The sequence below is a fragment of the Acinetobacter sp. KS-LM10 genome, from assembly GCF_036896575.1.
GTDB lineage: Bacteria > Pseudomonadota > Gammaproteobacteria > Pseudomonadales > Moraxellaceae > Acinetobacter > Acinetobacter avistercoris.
This window is the reverse complement of record NZ_CP145906.1, coordinates 2,685,183-2,702,458: the sequence shown is the minus strand read 5'-3', so window position 1 is coordinate 2,702,458 and position 17,276 is coordinate 2,685,183. Positions and strand designations below refer to the sequence as shown.

Genomic DNA, 17,276 nt, shown 5'->3' with positions numbered 1-17,276 from the left:
TAAATCGTATTATTTTGTTAGAATAATAATGCTTTCCGCTAGCTTAACCAACAGTTAGTCTATTAGGAAAGGAAAAAACATGAATTAAATGAGAAATCTGTCAATGAATAGTCTTCAACAAGCAAGAACACGGGTACTAGATCACATTCAAGTGGCTTGTAAAAACGCGCACAGAGTCGCATCTGAAGTTGAGTTATTGGCAGTTTCAAAGACACATCCACATGATGTTCTACGCGAGATGTATCAAACAGGTCAGCGCTTGTTTGGCGAAAACTATCTACAAGAAGCATTAGATAAAATTGAAGCGCTTCAAGACTTAGATATTGAATGGCATTTTATTGGTCATGTACAGCGCAATAAAACCAAGCATTTGGCAGAAAAATTTGCATGGGTGCATGGCGTTGATCGATTGGTAATTGCAGAACGTTTATCGAATCAGCGCGAAGGAAATCCAGAGCCACTGAATATTTGCTTGCAAGTGAATATTGATGCTCAAGAAAGCAAAGATGGCTGTCAGCCAGCAGAGGTAGCAGCGTTGGTCGATTCAATTAGTTCATTACCGAATTTAAATTTACGTGGCTTAATGGTGATTCCCGCGCCCAATAATACTCAAGCTTTTAACGACGCAAAAATATTATTTGAGAATATGCGTGAACACCATGCAAAACCTGAGTTTTGGGATACCTTAAGTATGGGTATGTCAGGCGATATGAATGAGGCTATTGCTGCGGGTTCGACCATGGTTCGTGTCGGTACGGCATTGTTTGGTGCACGAGATTATTCAAACTAGAGATTCAATAATTTTAATTAGACATTTTCGAGATCATTTAGTTTCGTCATCATTTAACTGAGATGACTCTATTAATATCATCAAGAATCGTTAAATCGTTAAATCGTTAAATCGTTAAATCGTTAAATCGTTAAATCGTTAAATCGCTAAAGCCCTCTGATTGGCTTCAATGCCAATGAGGGCTTTTTAGATTATCCAACGACTTCAATATGACTTGCACCTGCTCCTAACGCTCTGACTTGAATCTGTACTGGAATACGCTCATGCATTTCTTGAATATGAGAGATCAATACCACTTTACGGCCTTGGCTCTGCAATTGATCTAAAGCGTTCATGACCATATGAAGTGATGAGGCATCGAGCGTTCCAAAACCTTCATCAATAAATAAAGATTCAATCTTCATTGAGCCTGAAGCCATATTTGCAATCGCCAGTGATAAGGCGAGGGCAGTGAGGAACGATTCACCACCAGAAAGAGAAGACACTGAACGCATTTCTCCATCCATGTCATGGTCAATAATCGCAAGACTGAGTGAATTGTCTAAGCGTTTTAGCGTATAGCGCTGTGATAAAAGCGTCAATTGTTGATTGGCATGTTCAATGAGGATATCGAGATTGTATTGCTGAGCATAGTCACGGAATCGTTTGCCGTGGGCATCTCCCATTAGCCCAGAAATTTTGCCCCAGCGGTGTTCTTCGTGTTGTATTTCTTGAATCTGCTGCGCAAATTGTTTTTGTTTATCAAGATTCGATTGGTGCATATCTAATTTTGACTTCAATCGATCTCGTAAATCTTGCTGCACCTTTAAGGCTTCAAGGTTGTGCTCAACACATGATTTTAAGTCGTAAAAGGTGATTTCCGGCTTATGCTGTTCGTGCTCTATCAATTGCTCTTGCATGGTTCTTAAAGCAGATAAGGCTTCATTGACCAAGCGTTCATTGGTTTGAATACTTAAACGAATGTGTTGCTCTTGGGTAGGGCTAATTTGACTGAGTTCAATCAATTTTTCGAGATCAAAGTTCGGATGCTGTTGCAACCAATGTGTAATCTGCTCACTCAAACTGAAGAGTGAACTTTGGATTTGCAATTGTTGAACTTTGAGTTGCTCCAAACCATTTTTTTGCTGTTCGTGCTGGATTCGGATCTGTTCAAATTTTTGCTTTGAATCTGTATAAAGCCGTTGCGCATGCTGTCGCTTTTGATCATGTTCATTGAGCCATTCATTGGGTTTAATTTCTTGCAATCCCGTCATGGTTAAAATGAGTTGATTAGCGGCTTCAGTATTTTTTAGACCTTTTTCAGAGGTCTCTTTTAATGATTGCTCATGTTCTAAAATCTGTTGATTTAAATGGTTAATGTTGGTTTTAAGCACATTTAAGTTTTGCTCATCAGTTTCTAAATTCTTATTCAGACTGTCTCGTTGAGCAAGTGTCTCTGCACGTTTTTGTAGTTGAGCGTATATTGATTTTGCAACGAACGTAGCCTGTATGTGCCATTGCTCCAATTCACGAGTACTGAGACATTGCACTATATGTTGAACTTGCTGTTGAAGTTGTTCAGCATTGGATAATAAGTATTGTGAATCTTGAAGCTGCTGTTTCAATGTATTCTGATCTTTTACAGCTTGTTCTAATTGCTGACACTGTTGATCAAAACTTTGTGTGTCCAAAGACCATTGAGCATGAATACTTTGAATATGATGTTCTAAAGTGACTTGATCCAGTTCAAAATTTATTTCTAATCCCAATATTTTGGCTTTTTCACTGAGCTCAGTCTTGAGCTGAATGGAGGCGTCATGTTGCTGTTGAAGATGTGCTTGGTATTGTGAAATTTCAGTTTTTAATTGCGTCAGTGCCTGTAAGTTCACTTGCCATGTGTTGAATGCTTCCTGCTCTTTGCTTTCAGCTTGTTGTTCTTGCTGCTGTTGTAACTCAAACAGCGCTTTAGACACGCTTGAATCTTCTGTGCTATATGGATGCTCTGTGCTGCCACACACTAGACACGGTTCATCTAACTGCAATTCAGCACGAAGCTTTTCAATATTTTCACTATGTAGTAAACGCTGTTGTTGCAAGGTTTTTTGCAACTGAGCGCGTTCAATTTTAATATTTTGAAAAGCGGATTCCGTGGTTTGCACGATTTCATTTAATTGTTTTGAACGTTTATCGGTATCGCGAAGTGTTTGAGTAAGATCTGCTGATAGTTGTATTAATTCAGACCACTGTTTAATGTTTTGCTGAAATTTTTCCAGCTGACTCAATTGCTGAATTTTTTGTTCTCGTGAATGTCTTAAAGTTTGAATTTGCGTTTGAATCTGTTCAACTGCGCCGTACTGATCACGCATTTTCTGGAGTTGGATCTGCTGCGCTGTCACTGTTTTTTTGGCTTCAGATAAACTTCCCAGTTGCTGTTCAATTTTTTGATGATGTTGAATAAAATGATTGAGTTGCTGAATATGAGCATGTAACCCGTGATCAAGTTCAATATATTGTTGGCTGTCTTGAAGCTGTTGTTGAAGTTGTGACTTTTCATGGTTGGCACGTTGAATGGATGCGTCAAGCTTTTGCTGTTGCTCAAGCAGTGGCGATAAATTTTGATTTAATATGATTGTTTTGTTTTTGATTTTTTTATATTCATCTGCTATCGCATCACGTGCCAGTACGCATTTACGAACTTCAGCAAGTTCAGTTTGATATTGTTGTTCAAAATTTTGAATATTATTCAGTGCTTGTTCTGCATTAATGTAGCACTGTTTTTCAGCATCAAACTCAACAGTGGAAAGATCAAAAGCCTTTTGGCTGCTTTGAATTTGCGGTTCAAGAGTGGATAAATTTTTGTCTAGCTGTTGTTTTTGAAACACCACTGGGCGAATATCTGAAAATATCTCGAGCTGAGTGAGTTGCTCTTTCTGAGCCGTTAATGCCAGTTGAGTTTTCAGTTGCTCATCGTAATGCTTTTGTTTATGGATGATATCGTCATCCAATTTTTGTTTACGCTCAAACCAATGCTGATGTTTTTCTAATGCTGTTTTTTCATATTCGAGTTTTTTTAATTGAGTATTGCATTCAGTAAACTCAGCTGTGCTCGTAGCCAAGTCCTCATCGGATAAAATTTCGATATGTCCAAGTACATTTTCAAGTTCTTTTCGTTGATTGGCGATTTGTTTGGTCTTGTCATAGGCCAACTGACCAATTTTCCCAAAAATATTCGAATTGGTTAGATATTCAAGTAGTTCACCACGTTCATTGTCACGGGCTTTTAGAAAAGCGGTAACTTCAGACTGTGCGAGTAAGACAGCACGAGTGAATTGCTCGAAACTGAGTTGACTGATTTTCTTGATGCTGTCATCTACAGCTTTGGTTTTATCGGCAACCACCACGCCATCTGTTACACATTTTAAATAACGCTGTACGCTTTGTAGTTTGCCATCAATTTTTTCGCGTGAACGTTTAATTTCCCATCGTGCTAAGTAATGTTTTTGATCTTGTGCGACGAAACATAGCTCAGCAAAACCATGTGCAGTACCACGGCGTAATACAGTTAAAGGCGAATTGGTTAAAAGCTCAGATCCATCGACATCGGTCAGTTTGCCATCGCTGTCTTTAAGTCGGGGTATTTTATTAAACAAGGCCAAACACATGGCATCTAAAATGGTGGATTTACCAGCACCTGTTTTGCCGACAATTGCGATTAGTCCAGCACTGGCTAAGGGGTCACTCTCAAAGTCGATGAAGTGCTCACCTGCAAGTGATGCCAAATTTTTTATGCGAATAGATAAAATTTTCATGGCAATCCTTAGTGCGTTTTTTCGTCTTCGAGAGATTTTTGTGCGGCATCTACCAGACTTATAAAATCTTGATACACAGCATCATCATTGGAATAGCCTTGTTTGTCCCAAATTTGTTTGAACAATTTTTCAGGTGTAGGCGGTTGCAAACTGATTTTCGTATTCTGCAGATTAGCTTGATCAGATGCTAAATATTGGCGTGCGATTCTCACCAAGCGATAACGATTTTTGGGCAGTGCTTGTTCAAGTAAATGTCTTAAATTCGGCTGGGGAGGCGTGAGGGTATGATATTCGATATCGACATATTCACGATGATCAATATTATCAATTTCACCTGTGGCTAGATTTTTCAGTTGTTCAAAAACCTCATTTAGCTCTCCTTTAATTTTATGCAGTTGCAAAGAACGCGGCGCATGAATCGGAGTAAATTGAAAACGTGATTCGTCTTGAAGCAATGGATCAATCGTCACGTCAACGATTTGGTGTTTATAGTTAATTTCACTAAACGATAAGGGAATCGGGGAGCCACTATAGCGAATATGATCCTGTCCAACTTTTTGCGGTTTATGTAAATGTCCAAGCGCCACATAATCAATGACATCATCAAAAAGTGTCGTCGATAAGGCTTCTTCATTACCAATAATAATCGGACGTTCAGAGTCTGAAGTTTCGCCGCCCTGCATATGCGCATGTGACATTAGTATGAGTGCTTGGTCAGCCGTTTTCCGTTTTTTTGCTTCTGCAATCAATTGCTGATGTATGTAGGCAATGGCAATTTGGCTATTTGCCGTTTGTTCATTGATTCCTGTAATTTCAGCAGGGCGTAAAAAAGGCAGTGCTAAACACCATGCGACAATGTTTTGGTTTTCATCATAAATCGGTAATAACAAACGATCTAAATCGATCTGGCCATCTAAGTTTTTATGGACGACACCGACTGTTTTGGCATTATATTTTTCTAATAAAGGCTCAACTTGTTCAATGCGATAACCAGAGTCATGATTTCCTGCAATCATCAGCGTTTGCATATGTGGAGCAAGCTCATGTGCATCTGCTAAGAATTGATAGAGTTGTTTTTGTGCACTTGATGCAGGATTAATCACATCAAAAATATCCCCAGCGATTAATAATGCATGCGGTTGTTTTTCTTTAATTTGAAGAAGTAACCAAGCTAAAAACTGTTCATGTTCATAGTGGCGTGAGTGGTTATAAAAGAATTGTCCCAAATGCCAATCTGAAGTATGAAAAAAACGAACAGTCATTATGAATTACCTTATTATCCTGCACACATAGTAGCGAATCTTGACTTAAAAATACCAGTTATAGTTCAAACAAAGCTGTTGATTTTATTGCTTGATTCATGAGCGATATCTAATTTTTGAATGGTGGTTTTAAAATCTAATCATTATTTTCGACACACTTCAAAATATGACTATTTTCGTTTTTTTCTTTTCTTATTTCTATTTGAATTGATCTTGGATTTCTTGATTACAGGCAATTCATATGCTTCAGCTTTATCGAAATACTGAACAATCATCGGACAAATGAAAATGACCAACCAAATGATTGTATTTGGGTGAAGCACTTTTAAAAAAATATTAAGCGTGTATGCCATGATTGAAATCCCAAAACAAATAAAAGCTTGAATGAGGCTGATATGACTTTCTGAAAATCGATCAATGTGGTTCTGAGCCGTATCTTTTAAATCTTGAATATAGGATGAACTATATTTGTTTGGCAAAAATGCCAGTAAAAGCATCATGTTTTGAAAAAGATAAATGGCTGATGTACCAAGTAAAAAGTGCTGAATACAGAGTATAAGATTTTGAGAAAGAGTTCTTTCTAAACTGAGATCACCTTGGGCGTAAAGCTGAAAAATATGATTAAGACAAAGCGTAAAGATAACAATACTTGTAGCAACACTTAAGACGAAACGACTCATTGCACGATGCGGAATCGTACTAAATGCATGAATCATCGCAAAAAAACTATAAACAAGTATGAGTGCAGTTAGTATTTGTATAAGTAAATGATCAACATTTAATAGATGATGTTCATACAACCAATAGACGAAAGCCATATAAAATAAAAAACTGGTGCCTTCGCCAATTGTCGCTGTGGTTTTTTTATCGTGTTGAAAGATGAAAATTAATAGATAAGTAAATAAATAGAAAAAGATCCAAATTTTGAAATGTGTATCAAATGAATATGAAATTTCATTCTTATCAGGCAGAAATGCTAGAAGACTAATGACATAACTGATCAAACTATAAATTAAAATTTGCTCATAACTTTTCGTGATACGGTAACTTTCATAGATTAAGCCAGCGATTAAAGCGAACATCGAAAAAGGAATAAATTGCTGATCGCTTCGAATTGCATAATAAATGAGATATACAGAAAATAAGAAGGGAAGGCTAAGTAAAGCTAAAACTCCAGAGGAAGAAATAAATGACCAAAAAGATGATTTAAAAAAACGCTGAGAAGGAGCCTTATGTTTTATATTCTTTTTTGACATGAAGCTTTATGGCTAAATTTTTCAATGAGTATAAAAGGAAAGTGTAGAATAATATAGAAATACAATTCTTTAGTAAGTTACATATTATTAAATACAGAACTAAAATTCATAACAGTCAATGAGACAATTAGAAAAAAATAAAGCCGACGATTCGAGTGATAGAAAATCGTCGGCCAAAATACTTCGATCATTAAAATTTAGGCTGCTATTCCAAATTTCGATGCAAGAAGCATGATTTATATTCTCATTGGAGATAAAGGTCACCGAGTCTCATTGCGGATGCCGTTGCAAATACAACACGGTTGCTACTGACCTTCTACCCTATATAACGCACAAAATTTAGATTGGTTGACAAGAAAATAAAATAAATTCAATTTTTTTTCCTATACTGTGACATTACGAATCAACTTGGATATTGTTCATGGCTTTTTTAGGCAAATATTTTCTAAGATTTTTTATTTATTGTGTTGTTTTAACAATGATCTTTGGAGTGCTTGCTGCCTTATTACCAAATGCGATCGCCCCAATTTTGACAGCATTTCCATTTTTGATTGCGATGATTTTAGTGTTGTATCATTTTTTAAAAACAGAAAAAAGAGCGCCAACACGACCGGAACGCAATAAAATTGCAATCGGCTTTGTTGCCATCTTCTTTATCTATAACATCATTTTTGCTTTGCTCGGACCTTTAATTTTTAATTGGAAAGTCGAGAATGTGGTTAGTATTTGGCTAAACTTTATTACTCACAAACAGTTCTTACTACAACTCATTACGCAGTTGATGATGTATATGATTCCACTTTATATTATTACATTTTGGTTTTATGGACTGCAGTCGCAAAGAATGGCGAAAAAAATGTTTAGTTCAGAATAAATTTCAGATTGTATTTGTGCTGTCGCAATGAACTTTGTATGCTGAATTGAACGATAAAATAACAGCACGAAGAGGCATAAAAATGTTGCGATCATGGGTATTGGTGACAGGTGCAACAGGATTCATTGGACAGCATTTAATTAATGACTTATTGACGCAAGGCTTTGCGGTGATTGGTTTAACTCGTCAAGTGTCCAAGCAGTCTGAGCATGAACACTTGCTTTGGGTGCAAGATTTCAATCAAATTCAGCAAAAAGAGATTGATTATGTGATTAATCTTGCGGGTGAAAATATTGGCGCATCACGTTGGACCAATAAACGCAAAGAACAATTGATCCAAAGTCGGGTCGGTACGACGCGAGATTTATTTCACTGGTTAATTAAAAATCAGATTCAACCTAAGCGCATTATTTCAGGGTCAGCCGTAGGTTTTTACGGTATCGATGAAACTGAGCAATGGCAAATGAGCTGTACAGAAGACTCTGCATCACAAGCTATTTTCATGTCTGAGCTATGTCAGAAATGGGAAGCTGAAGCTTTGGCTTATCCGCAGTTTGATGTTCGAATTATACGTTTAGGTGTGGTATTGGCTAAAGACGGAGGGATTCTTCCGCAAATGCTCAAACCGATTCAATTGAATCTGGTGGGGAAAATTGGCTCAGGTCAACAACCTTTTGCCTGGATACATATTCGTGATGTTTTGGCTGTATTCAAGTTTTTATTTGAAACTGAAAATACCACTAAAATTTTTAATGTGGTTGCGCCTGAACAGACTTCACAACAACAGTTTGTAGCAAGCAGCAAGGCAATTTTAAAGAAACATCCATTTTTGCCATTGCCTGCTTGTGTATTAAAATTGGGATTGGGAGAGCAGTCACAATTGGTTTTAAATGGACAGTATGTTCGACCACAAGCATTAAGCGACGCAGGCTTTCAGTTCCAATTTCCAGATATAGACACAGCCCTAAGCGATATCTTGGTTAAATCATAAAACGTTTAAGCGATCTAACTGATACGGTTGCGGGTCGATAAAAGAGGGCTGTTCAAGCATCAACTGTCTCAGCAATTGTGCTGATGCTGGGCCCATACATAAACCATTCCTAAAATGTCCAAAGTTTCCCCATAGATTATCGATTTTAGGCATTTTGCCAATATAGGGAATACCCGTAGGGGAACTTGGACGCAAACCTGCCCACTGTTTGACGATAGGGAAGTCAGCCAATTGGGGCACCAGTGTAGTACATGCTTTATAGATATTTTTTTGTGTCTGTAGATTTGGACGATGCTCAAAGCCCAAATGTTCCATGCTTGAACCACAAACGATATGGCCATCTGCACGAGGAATGAGATACATCACCTCATTCATACACATCGTAGGAAGCCAGTCTTTGGGCGTTTTAAACAGCATCATTTGTCCCTGAACGGGATGAACAGGAATTTGAAGATTGAGCTGCTTCGACCAATGTTCTGACCATGCACCTGTGGCGATCACATAGTGATCCGCCTGAAAACGTTCACCATTTTGAGCTTCAATATAATTCAACTTTTCATGATCTATGCCAAAGTGATCAATCCATGTATTTTCGTAAAACTGAACTTTAGGATGCTGTTTTAAATAAGCAATAATGGATTTTAATAGGCGTGGATTGCGGATATTGCTCAAATGCGGAAAGTAAATGGCTTCATCAAAGTGGCTTGAAATACGCTTATTAATGGAGTTGAGTTGATCATTTTTAAGATGTACGCAATGCTGCATGGGGTCATCAAATTGATTTTTATAATTGAGACCTTGTTCAAAATCATCCTGATCAAAAATAAGCATGCCTGTTTCATGGATTTCAAAATCAATGCCAGTAATTGGCGCTATTTTTTCATGAAGTGATTGGTAGAGATGTTTACTGTTTTTGGCTAAGTTATTCACCGCTTGCGGATAACGCCAAGGATACATGGGGGAGAGGATGCCACCACCCGCCCATGAAGCACCTTTACCTGCATGTTGTTGATCAAATAATGTAATATCACAATCGTGTTCTAATAGTTCGAGTGCCGTGAGTAATCCACTAATTCCACAGCCTATGATCCCAATACGCATCATATATTTCCGTTATTTTAACGGACGTTATTAGACCATAATCTCACCCTACAGCGCGAATGATTCTGAATCAGAAACAGGGAAGAGTTTTAGCATTTTATGAGATATAAACATCCAATTAAATTTGATTACATGATTCGTTAATAAAAATATTATTCACTTAATCTTGATCATGAAACGACACAATGAAAAAAAATTTGATAACAATATTTTTGACGATCACTGGATTCGCAGCTGTTACTTCGACACATGCAACAACTGGATATTTTATGCATGCTTATGGAGTGAAAGCACAAGGTGTGGCTGGAACATCAACAGCTTTTTTTCAAGATAGCCTGACCATAGCAACAAATCCAGCTGGTTTGAGTTGGGTTAATCAAGGTATTGATATTGGTGCTACTGTATTTGCGCCAGATCGTTCAAGTGAAATCGTCGGTTCTCCCATTGCGAATGGTCAATATGACGCAAATGGCAGAGAGTATTTTCTTTTACCTGAGCTGGGTATAAATCATCAAGTCAATGATCGGGTTAATTTAGGTTTTGCCATTTATGGAAATGGTGGAATGAATACAAAATATGACCAAAATCCATATGCTGGATTCGGAAATCAAGGCGTTGCAGGAGTTGATTTAACACAAGTCTTTATCTCACCTTCAGTTGCTTGGAGATATGCGGAAAATCAATCAATCGGAATTGCAACAAATTTTCTTTATCAACGTTTTGAGGCAAAAGGGATTTCTGGTTTTGCTGGTCTATCACAACGTCCGAATCAATTGTCAAATCGTGGTAAGGACTCATCGACAGGTATTGGGGTGAAAGTCGGTTGGGCAGGACAGTTTTTGAATGATCGACTCACATTGGGTGCCAAATATAGTTCAAAAATTGAAGCGGATAAATTCGATCAATATAGTGGATTATTTGCAGAACAAGGTGGTTTTGATGTGCCAGAAAGTTATGGGATTGGTGCAGCTTTAAAATTAACACCAAAGTTAACAGTTGCAGCAGATTTAGAGCGAATTAATTATTCTGATGTTGCTTCTGTTGGAAATAATTTAACCTTAAATCAGCCTTTTGGTAACGATCAAGGCGCTGGTTTTGGTTGGCAAGATATTAACGTTTATCGTTTAGGATTAAGTTATCAAGCATTACCAAAACTCATCTTAAGAGCAGGCTATAGCCGTAACGACCAACCTGTGAAAAACGATCAAACTTTTTTGAATATTCTTGCGCCCGGTGTTGTACAAGATCATTTAAGCTTAGGAGCAACGTGGAACGTTGATGAACGTCAAGCAGTGACTGTGGCATATACACATGCATTGGAAAAAGAGGTCAAGGGCAATCAATCGATTCCCGTTGCTTTTGGCGGAGGAGAAGCGAACCTTAAAATGAGTCAAAATATTTTAGGGGTGGCTTATCACTATGCTTACTAAGAGCTATATTTAAAAAGATAATCTAAGAAAATAAAAAAAGCGCTTTATACAAAGCGCTTTTTACTTAAAGATTTATATTTTTGCTTAATTATTTCATCGCTTTTAACATCTTAGCTGCATCTTCTGCGAAGTATGTCCAAATCCCATCTGCACCTGCGCGGCGACAACTCATTAAAGATTCAATAATGACATTTTCAGACAACCAGCCATTTTGGATTGCACCTGCCAACATGGCATATTCACCGCTGACTTGATACACAAAGGTCGGAACCCCAAAAGTATCTTTGACTTCACGTACGATATCTAAATATGGCATACCCGGTTTTACAATAACCATATCTGCACCCTCTTGAATATCGAGTGCAATTTCATGCAAGGCTTCAGCACGGTTGCCGAAGTCCATTTGGTAATTGTATTTGTTACCACCTTTTAGGTTGCTTGCAGAACCGACAGCATCGCGGAATGGGCCATAGAAGCTCGAAGCGTATTTCGCAGAATAGGCCATAATATTGGTATAGATATGACCATTGGATTCGAAAGCTTGACGAATAGCAGCAATACGGCCATCCATCATATCGCTTGGTGCAAAAACATCAGCTCCTGCTTCGGCATGACTCAGACCTTGTTTAATCAAACACTCAACGGTTTCATCATTGAGTACATAGCCTGTTTCGTCGATAATACCGTCTTGACCATGAGTGGTATAAGGATCAAGTGCACCATCTGTAATGAGCACCATTTCAGGCAATTCTTTTTTTAAGAGTCTGACGGTGGTTTGCACCAAACCATCATCACGCCAAGCCGCTTCAGCAGTTAAGCTTTTATCTTCTTGTGGCGTGACTGGAAATAATGCCAGTTTAGATACGCCTAATTCCAAAAGTTTTTCAGCTTTGTTTAACAACAAATCTGCCGAAAGACGTTGGATTTTTGGCATACTATCGATTTCTTGGGTTTGATTTTGACCTGGTAGTACAAATACTGGATAAATGAGATGTTCAGCAGATAAATGTGTTTCTCTCACCATCGATCTAAGTTGTTCATTTTTTCGAATACGGCGCATACGTGTAGCAGGAAAAGCAGGACGGTTAAACGTATAAGTCATTAAAGTCTCGATATTCGGTATTTAAACTTAGGTTCATTGTAGCCCCCTTAATATGGTTTTTGGGGAAATCCTAATGGTTTTTTCTCATTATGTTGATTTGAGTTTGTTATGAATGATTCCACAAAAAAATGGGCAGGTAATCTCCATTTAGGCGCGAAGCCTGAAATCAGTGTGGTTCTAAATCAATTGAGTCAAGTGTTTAATGCTTCACCTTATTTTGCGCATAATGAAATGCAAATGCGTGTAGTTGAAGATCAAATAGAAGGCTATATTGAAATGAAGCCCAATTTGATTGGCAATATTTCTTTTCAAATTTTGCATGGTGGTGTGGCTGCAACTCTATTGGACAGTATTGGTGGAATTGTAGCGATGGGCGAACTCTATAGACGCGCAGAACCTGATCAGCTTCCTGAAACATTAAAGAAAGTATCTCGTCTTGCAACAGTCGATATGCGAATTGATTATCTTGCACCAGGTCGTGGAAAGTACTTTATTGCCAAAGCAGAAGTCCTGCGTATGGGACGTAAAGGCTGTACTATGCGTATGAGTATGGAAAATGATGAAGGTAAAGCCATTGCTGTGGGTATCGCTTCATATGCTTATTGATTTACGTACTAAATGGCTAAATGGCTAAAAGTTTGATTAAACGATTTAATCATCAGTTGATTCAATCATTATTCAATAAAGCTAAAATTGAAAAAGCCATGCTTAAAGGGCATGGCTTTTTTGATATTTTGAAGAATCAATAAAAAATTGAAGATGGATGATGAGTCGTTATTTTGATTCATGATGAGACTGATGTTTTACCATCAAATTTTAAATAACCAATTACAAAATCTAACCCACTGATTAAACGACATTTTTTCGCTTTTAGATCATTTGACTTCTTTCAAAAGTCATTATTCATCCAATACACTCATCATGAGTATTCCCTCATCCTAAGCTTCTCCCAAAGGGAGAAGGGATTTTTACATATCAACTTATTGCCATTTAATGATCATTTTTGACTTATGAAAGAGATCTATTCATTTAGATCTTTGCTTTTAATGTGATCATTGAATGAAATTAAGATTTAGCTCTGTTTAATGCGTTATTCCACAAAGCCAAATGTGTTTGTCGTTGAGCTTCATCCATTTGGGGTTCAAATGCTCGATCTAATTTCCATGATGCAGAAATATCAGATAAATCTGTAAAGACACCCGCTTTCAGACCAGCCATAGCCGCAGCGCCCCACGCCGTTGACTCCAACATTTTAGGGCGTAGCACAGGTACATTTAAAAGATCCGCTTGGAATTGCATCAGCATATCGTTTTGACTGGCACCACCATCTACGCGGAGTTCTTTTAAAGGTTGACCAATATCGGATTGCATGGCTGTTAATACATCGGATACTTGAAAAGCGATGGATTCTAACGCTGCTCGTGCGATATGGGCTTTATTGGTGCCCCGTGACATTCCACAGAGTAAAGCGCGGGCGTCAGTATCCCAATGCGGTGCACCTAAACCAGTGAATGCTGGAACCAACACCACACCATCAGTATTTTTGACTTGGCAAGCGAGAGGTTCAACATCGTCAGTATGTTGGATAATGCCTAAGCCATCTCGCAGCCATTGAACAATCGCACCTGCCATGAACACACTGCCTTCTAAGGCATAAGTGGTTTGGTTTTGACATTTCCATGCCAAAGTAGTGAGCAGTTGATTTTGGCTGGTTTTAATCTCTGCGCCTGTATTAAACAGCATGAAACAGCCTGTACCATAAGTGTTTTTAGCGGTTCCAACCTCGAAACATGATTGACCAAAGAGGGCAGACTGTTGATCACCCAATACACCCGTAATGGGGATTTCTGCACCTAAAAGACCTGTTGCCGTATTGGTAATATATTGATCTGAAGCGATGATTTTGGGCAACATTGAATGCGGAATATTGAACAAAGCCAAGAGCTCTTCATCCCATTCTTGGGTTGTTAAATTCATCAGCATGGTGCGTGACGCATTACTGACTTCAATTACATGTTCAGCACCTTGCGTGAGGTTCCATATCAGCCAACTGTCAATCGTGCCAAAGGCTACTTGGCCTTGTTCAGCACGCTGTCTAAGTCCTTCAATATTTTCAAGTAACCACACCAATTTCCCAGCACTAAAATAAGGGTCTATACGTAAACCTGTTTTAGCATTAATGGTGTTCTGATAATTTTTTTGAATGAGTGTATTGCACCATTCACTGGCTCTACGGTCCTGCCATACAATCGCAGGTGCGAGAGGCTCACCTGTTGTTTTGTCCCAAATGACAGTTGTTTCACGTTGATTGGTGAGTCCAATCGCTTTGATATCTTTGGCTAGGAGACGAGCATTGGCGATTGCCTGTTGAACAACGGCGATTTGAGTACTCCAGATTTCCTGCGCATTTTGTTCGACCCAGCCAGAGTGTGGGGTATGTATCTGAATCTCTCTTTGAGCGCTGGCATGCACGGTTCCATTTTCATCAAAAATGATCGCACGACTAGACGTCGTTCCTTGATCGAGTGCAAGTAGATAGCTCATATTGGATCGGTTTTAAATTTGATGAAGATAATATTACCGCAATATGAAACTAAATCAGAGATCGTTATATAAATGTTTGGATTTTATCTCCTCAAATTTGAAATGTGTGCTATCATTCCTTTGTAACTTTGGGGATGTTCTTGGCTTCGACGCTGGTGATGAAACTCATAGATGCATGCCGAGAGCGCATTTTCTCTCGTAAATCAAATTTGCATTTTTTAGTCGCAAACGACGAATCATACGCTCTAGCTGCCTAAGGGCAGCTTGTCCGCCTCTCCGAATACTTGTGGTTAGAGAGTCCGACTGAAGCGCACGCACACAAGTCCGTATTAAAGCCACGCCTCGGGGCTTTGTACTAAATTTAGAGGATCGCCAGAGCATCCTGTTCGTCGGGTCGCAAAAGGTTAAACTAATAGACGATATCTAAGCATGTAGTATTCTCGAGCGTAATGCTTGCGGACGCGGGTTCGACTCCCGCCATCTCCACCAAAATTTCAGTTGTAAAAAAGCCACTTAATTAAGTGGCTTTTTTATTGCCATAATTTTAGTTTTTTTAGTATTAAAAACATTATACTTTTATTTATTTCAAAGCTTTATAAGAAAATTAATATGAATACTAAATTTATCAAAGATCGTGAAGAAGATATTACAGAACCATTCAAAGGCGATTTATGGGGGCGTCAGCAATTAGGCGAAAAGCTAACTCACTTCATCTCTAATTTGAAATGTGGGGCTACAATTGCATTAGATGCAGAGTGGGGAGCAGGTAAAACATGGTTTGTAAAAAACTGGGCTAAGGATTTAAACAATAAGAAATATAAAGTTATTTATATTGATGCTTTTATGCATGATTTTATGGAAGATCCATTTTTGATTTTATCAATGGAAATTCTTAATGCCGTTGAGGCTGATAAAACTGTACCGGATAAGTTTAAAGAAAAATTGGTTAGCGCATATCATGCAATTCTTCCTAATATGCCGATGCTTTTATGGTCTTTAACGATGACATTGATAGGTGCGGGGCATTTTAGTTCTACAGTTACACAAACCATTAACGATATTAAAGAAAGTTCAGATGACTTTGGGGAAAAAGCTGGAGAGTTATTAGAAGAAAAACTAAAAGAAAATCTTACTTCGTTAGTCGAAAACTATAACAGTAGTAAAAATGAGCTTGGATATTTTAAAGATGAGCTGAAAAAGCTTGTTGAAGATCTTGATACACCTTTGGTATTTATTGTAGATGAACTTGATCGTTGTAAGCCAGAGTTCTCAATCAAGCTGATTGAGCGGATTAAACATTTCTTTGATATTCCAAATATTGTTTTTGTACTTTCGACAAATAAAGCTCAATTACAAGAATCAATCAATAGTTTTTATGGATTTAAGTCTGCGAATAGTTATCTAGAAAAATTTATTGATATAAATATTAAGTTTCCAAAGCAGGAAAGTGAAAGCTATAACCAAGTTATCCGTGAATATGTGAGAAAATTTGGTCTAGATTTAAATAAGAAAGATATTTTAGTATTAGCCGAGGTCTTTAAACTTAATTCACGAGAGCTGAATAGAATTTTACAAAAAATGGCTTTTATGAATAGTTTTAATCATTTTGTCACTCCAATTATGGCTTTCATTTATTTAGCTATGGAGCAGAAATCTATGAATCCGAGTAGGATGAGTGAAAAAGAGTTTTTAGAAATTTTTATTAAGAAACTGATCGCATATGATAAGAGTGGCCCCTCATACTCCTATCAGAGTAATTATGATTACGAAAATTTAGTGAACTTTGCTAATCAATATAAAAACAATCAAATGAACAACGATCGTTCAGGGTTACCTTATTTACTGAAATATTATTATCTTGAATATACGGATGAGTCAATCGATGAAAGAAATCAACAAATGAAGAGAAATTTGAAGAGTGAACTTACAGCGGATTATGGGCATAGTGATAAAGACTTTGTAAAAAGTTGGGATAATTACATAAACTCAGGATTTATAGTTAATTAAGCTGATTATGTGTCACTATATTTATCATATAGTTTTATTGAAATTTAAAAATATTATAAATCAATATTATATGTGCGCTTTAATTGATGCCATCACCAAAATTTCAATTGTAAAAAAGCCACTTAATTAAG

The 17,276-nt window shown here is 37.6% G+C and carries 12 protein-coding genes and 1 other RNA gene; 7 read left to right on the top strand and 6 right to left on the bottom strand.

Going from position 1 to position 17,276, the window contains the following annotated elements:
* Window positions 1-103 precede the first annotated feature (103 nt).
* Window positions 104-790, top strand: a complete 687-nt coding sequence (locus tag V5M36_RS12180; RefSeq protein WP_338559397.1) for a YggS family pyridoxal phosphate-dependent enzyme — start codon at window positions 104-106, stop codon at window positions 788-790.
* A gap of 191 nt (window positions 791-981) precedes the next feature.
* On the opposite strand, the gene V5M36_RS12175 is transcribed toward V5M36_RS12180, so the two are convergent.
* The 3 genes from V5M36_RS12175 to V5M36_RS12165 all read right to left on the bottom strand — a co-directional run bounded on the left by V5M36_RS12175 (window position 982) and on the right by V5M36_RS12165 (window position 6,922).
* Window positions 982-4,578 (bottom strand): AAA family ATPase, encoded by a 3,597-nt coding sequence (locus V5M36_RS12175; protein ID WP_338559396.1) that lies wholly within the window; start codon window positions 4,576-4,578, stop codon window positions 982-984.
* Between the two features lie 8 nt (window positions 4,579-4,586).
* The gene (locus tag V5M36_RS12170; protein WP_338559393.1) at window positions 4,587-5,840 is read right to left on the bottom strand and encodes an exonuclease SbcCD subunit D; all 1,254 of its coding nucleotides are present in this window, start codon (window positions 5,838-5,840) and stop codon (window positions 4,587-4,589) included.
* 170 nt (window positions 5,841-6,010) lie between these two features.
* Entirely contained in the window at window positions 6,011-6,922 is a 912-nt protein-coding gene (locus V5M36_RS12165; protein WP_338559391.1) for a hypothetical protein, read from the bottom strand.
* Between the two features lie 595 nt (window positions 6,923-7,517).
* Here V5M36_RS12165 and V5M36_RS12160 point away from each other — a divergent pair.
* Window positions 7,518-7,970, top strand: coding sequence for an ABZJ_00895 family protein (locus V5M36_RS12160; RefSeq protein ID WP_338559389.1), 453 nt, complete (start codon window positions 7,518-7,520; stop codon window positions 7,968-7,970).
* An 82-nt stretch (window positions 7,971-8,052) separates the two neighbouring features.
* Window positions 8,053-8,961, top strand: coding sequence for a TIGR01777 family oxidoreductase (locus V5M36_RS12155; RefSeq protein WP_338559386.1), 909 nt, complete (start codon window positions 8,053-8,055; stop codon window positions 8,959-8,961).
* Here the strand turns inward: V5M36_RS12155 and V5M36_RS12150 are convergent.
* On the bottom strand, window positions 8,956-10,062 hold the full coding sequence (locus V5M36_RS12150; protein WP_338564195.1) for an NAD(P)/FAD-dependent oxidoreductase: 1,107 nt from the start codon (window positions 10,060-10,062) through the stop codon (window positions 8,956-8,958). The two genes, V5M36_RS12155 and V5M36_RS12150, sit on opposite strands and share 6 nt — an antisense overlap.
* A 185-nt stretch (window positions 10,063-10,247) precedes the next feature.
* On the opposite strand from V5M36_RS12150, the gene V5M36_RS12145 reads away from it, so the two are divergent.
* The gene (locus V5M36_RS12145) at window positions 10,248-11,492 is read left to right on the top strand and encodes an OmpP1/FadL family transporter (RefSeq protein ID WP_338559384.1); all 1,245 of its coding nucleotides are present in this window, start codon (window positions 10,248-10,250) and stop codon (window positions 11,490-11,492) included.
* A gap of 88 nt (window positions 11,493-11,580) precedes the next feature.
* Here V5M36_RS12145 and hemB read toward each other — a convergent pair whose 3' ends face one another.
* Window positions 11,581-12,594: a porphobilinogen synthase gene (gene hemB / locus V5M36_RS12140; RefSeq protein ID WP_338559381.1), complete on the bottom strand. Its 1,014-nt coding sequence runs from the start codon at window positions 12,592-12,594 to the stop codon at window positions 11,581-11,583.
* Window positions 12,595-12,702: 108 nt separating this feature from the next.
* Between hemB and V5M36_RS12135 the strand changes: the two genes are divergently transcribed.
* Window positions 12,703-13,200: a thioesterase family protein gene (locus tag V5M36_RS12135; RefSeq protein WP_338559378.1), complete on the top strand. Its 498-nt coding sequence runs from the start codon at window positions 12,703-12,705 to the stop codon at window positions 13,198-13,200.
* Window positions 13,201-13,659: 459 nt separating this feature from the next.
* On the opposite strand, the gene glpK is transcribed toward V5M36_RS12135, so the two are convergent.
* Entirely contained in the window at window positions 13,660-15,138 is a 1,479-nt protein-coding gene (glpK, locus tag V5M36_RS12130; RefSeq protein WP_338559377.1) for a glycerol kinase GlpK, read from the bottom strand.
* Window positions 15,139-15,268: 130 nt separating this feature from the next.
* Here glpK and ssrA point away from each other — a divergent pair.
* Window positions 15,269-15,627, top strand: a transfer-messenger RNA (tmRNA) gene (gene ssrA / locus V5M36_RS12125).
* Window positions 15,628-15,747: 120 nt separating this feature from the next.
* Complete coding sequence (locus tag V5M36_RS12120; protein WP_338559375.1) at window positions 15,748-17,145, top strand: KAP family P-loop NTPase fold protein; 1,398 nt, start codon at window positions 15,748-15,750, stop codon at window positions 17,143-17,145.
* Window positions 17,146-17,276 lie beyond the last annotated feature (131 nt).

Coding starts and splice junctions, on each gene's coding strand:
- V5M36_RS12120 (WP_338559375.1), top strand. CDS start 15,748: ATGAATACTAAATTTATCAAAGATCGTGAAGAAGATATTACAGAACCA.
- V5M36_RS12180 (WP_338559397.1), top strand. CDS start 104: ATGAATAGTCTTCAACAAGCAAGAACACGGGTACTAGATCACATTCAA.
- V5M36_RS12155 (WP_338559386.1), top strand. CDS start 8,053: ATGTTGCGATCATGGGTATTGGTGACAGGTGCAACAGGATTCATTGGA.
- glpK (WP_338559377.1), bottom strand. CDS start 15,138: ATGAGCTATCTACTTGCACTCGATCAAGGAACGACGTCTAGTCGTGCG.
- hemB (WP_338559381.1), bottom strand. CDS start 12,594: ATGACTTATACGTTTAACCGTCCTGCTTTTCCTGCTACACGTATGCGC.
- V5M36_RS12145 (WP_338559384.1), top strand. CDS start 10,248: ATGAAAAAAAATTTGATAACAATATTTTTGACGATCACTGGATTCGCA.
- V5M36_RS12135 (WP_338559378.1), top strand. CDS start 12,703: ATGAATGATTCCACAAAAAAATGGGCAGGTAATCTCCATTTAGGCGCG.
- V5M36_RS12170 (WP_338559393.1), bottom strand. CDS start 5,840: ATGACTGTTCGTTTTTTTCATACTTCAGATTGGCATTTGGGACAATTC.
- V5M36_RS12175 (WP_338559396.1), bottom strand. CDS start 4,578: ATGAAAATTTTATCTATTCGCATAAAAAATTTGGCATCACTTGCAGGT.
- V5M36_RS12150 (WP_338564195.1), bottom strand. CDS start 10,062: ATGCGTATTGGGATCATAGGCTGTGGAATTAGTGGATTACTCACGGCA.
- V5M36_RS12160 (WP_338559389.1), top strand. CDS start 7,518: ATGGCTTTTTTAGGCAAATATTTTCTAAGATTTTTTATTTATTGTGTT.
- V5M36_RS12165 (WP_338559391.1), bottom strand. CDS start 6,922: ATGTTCGCTTTAATCGCTGGCTTAATCTATGAAAGTTACCGTATCACG.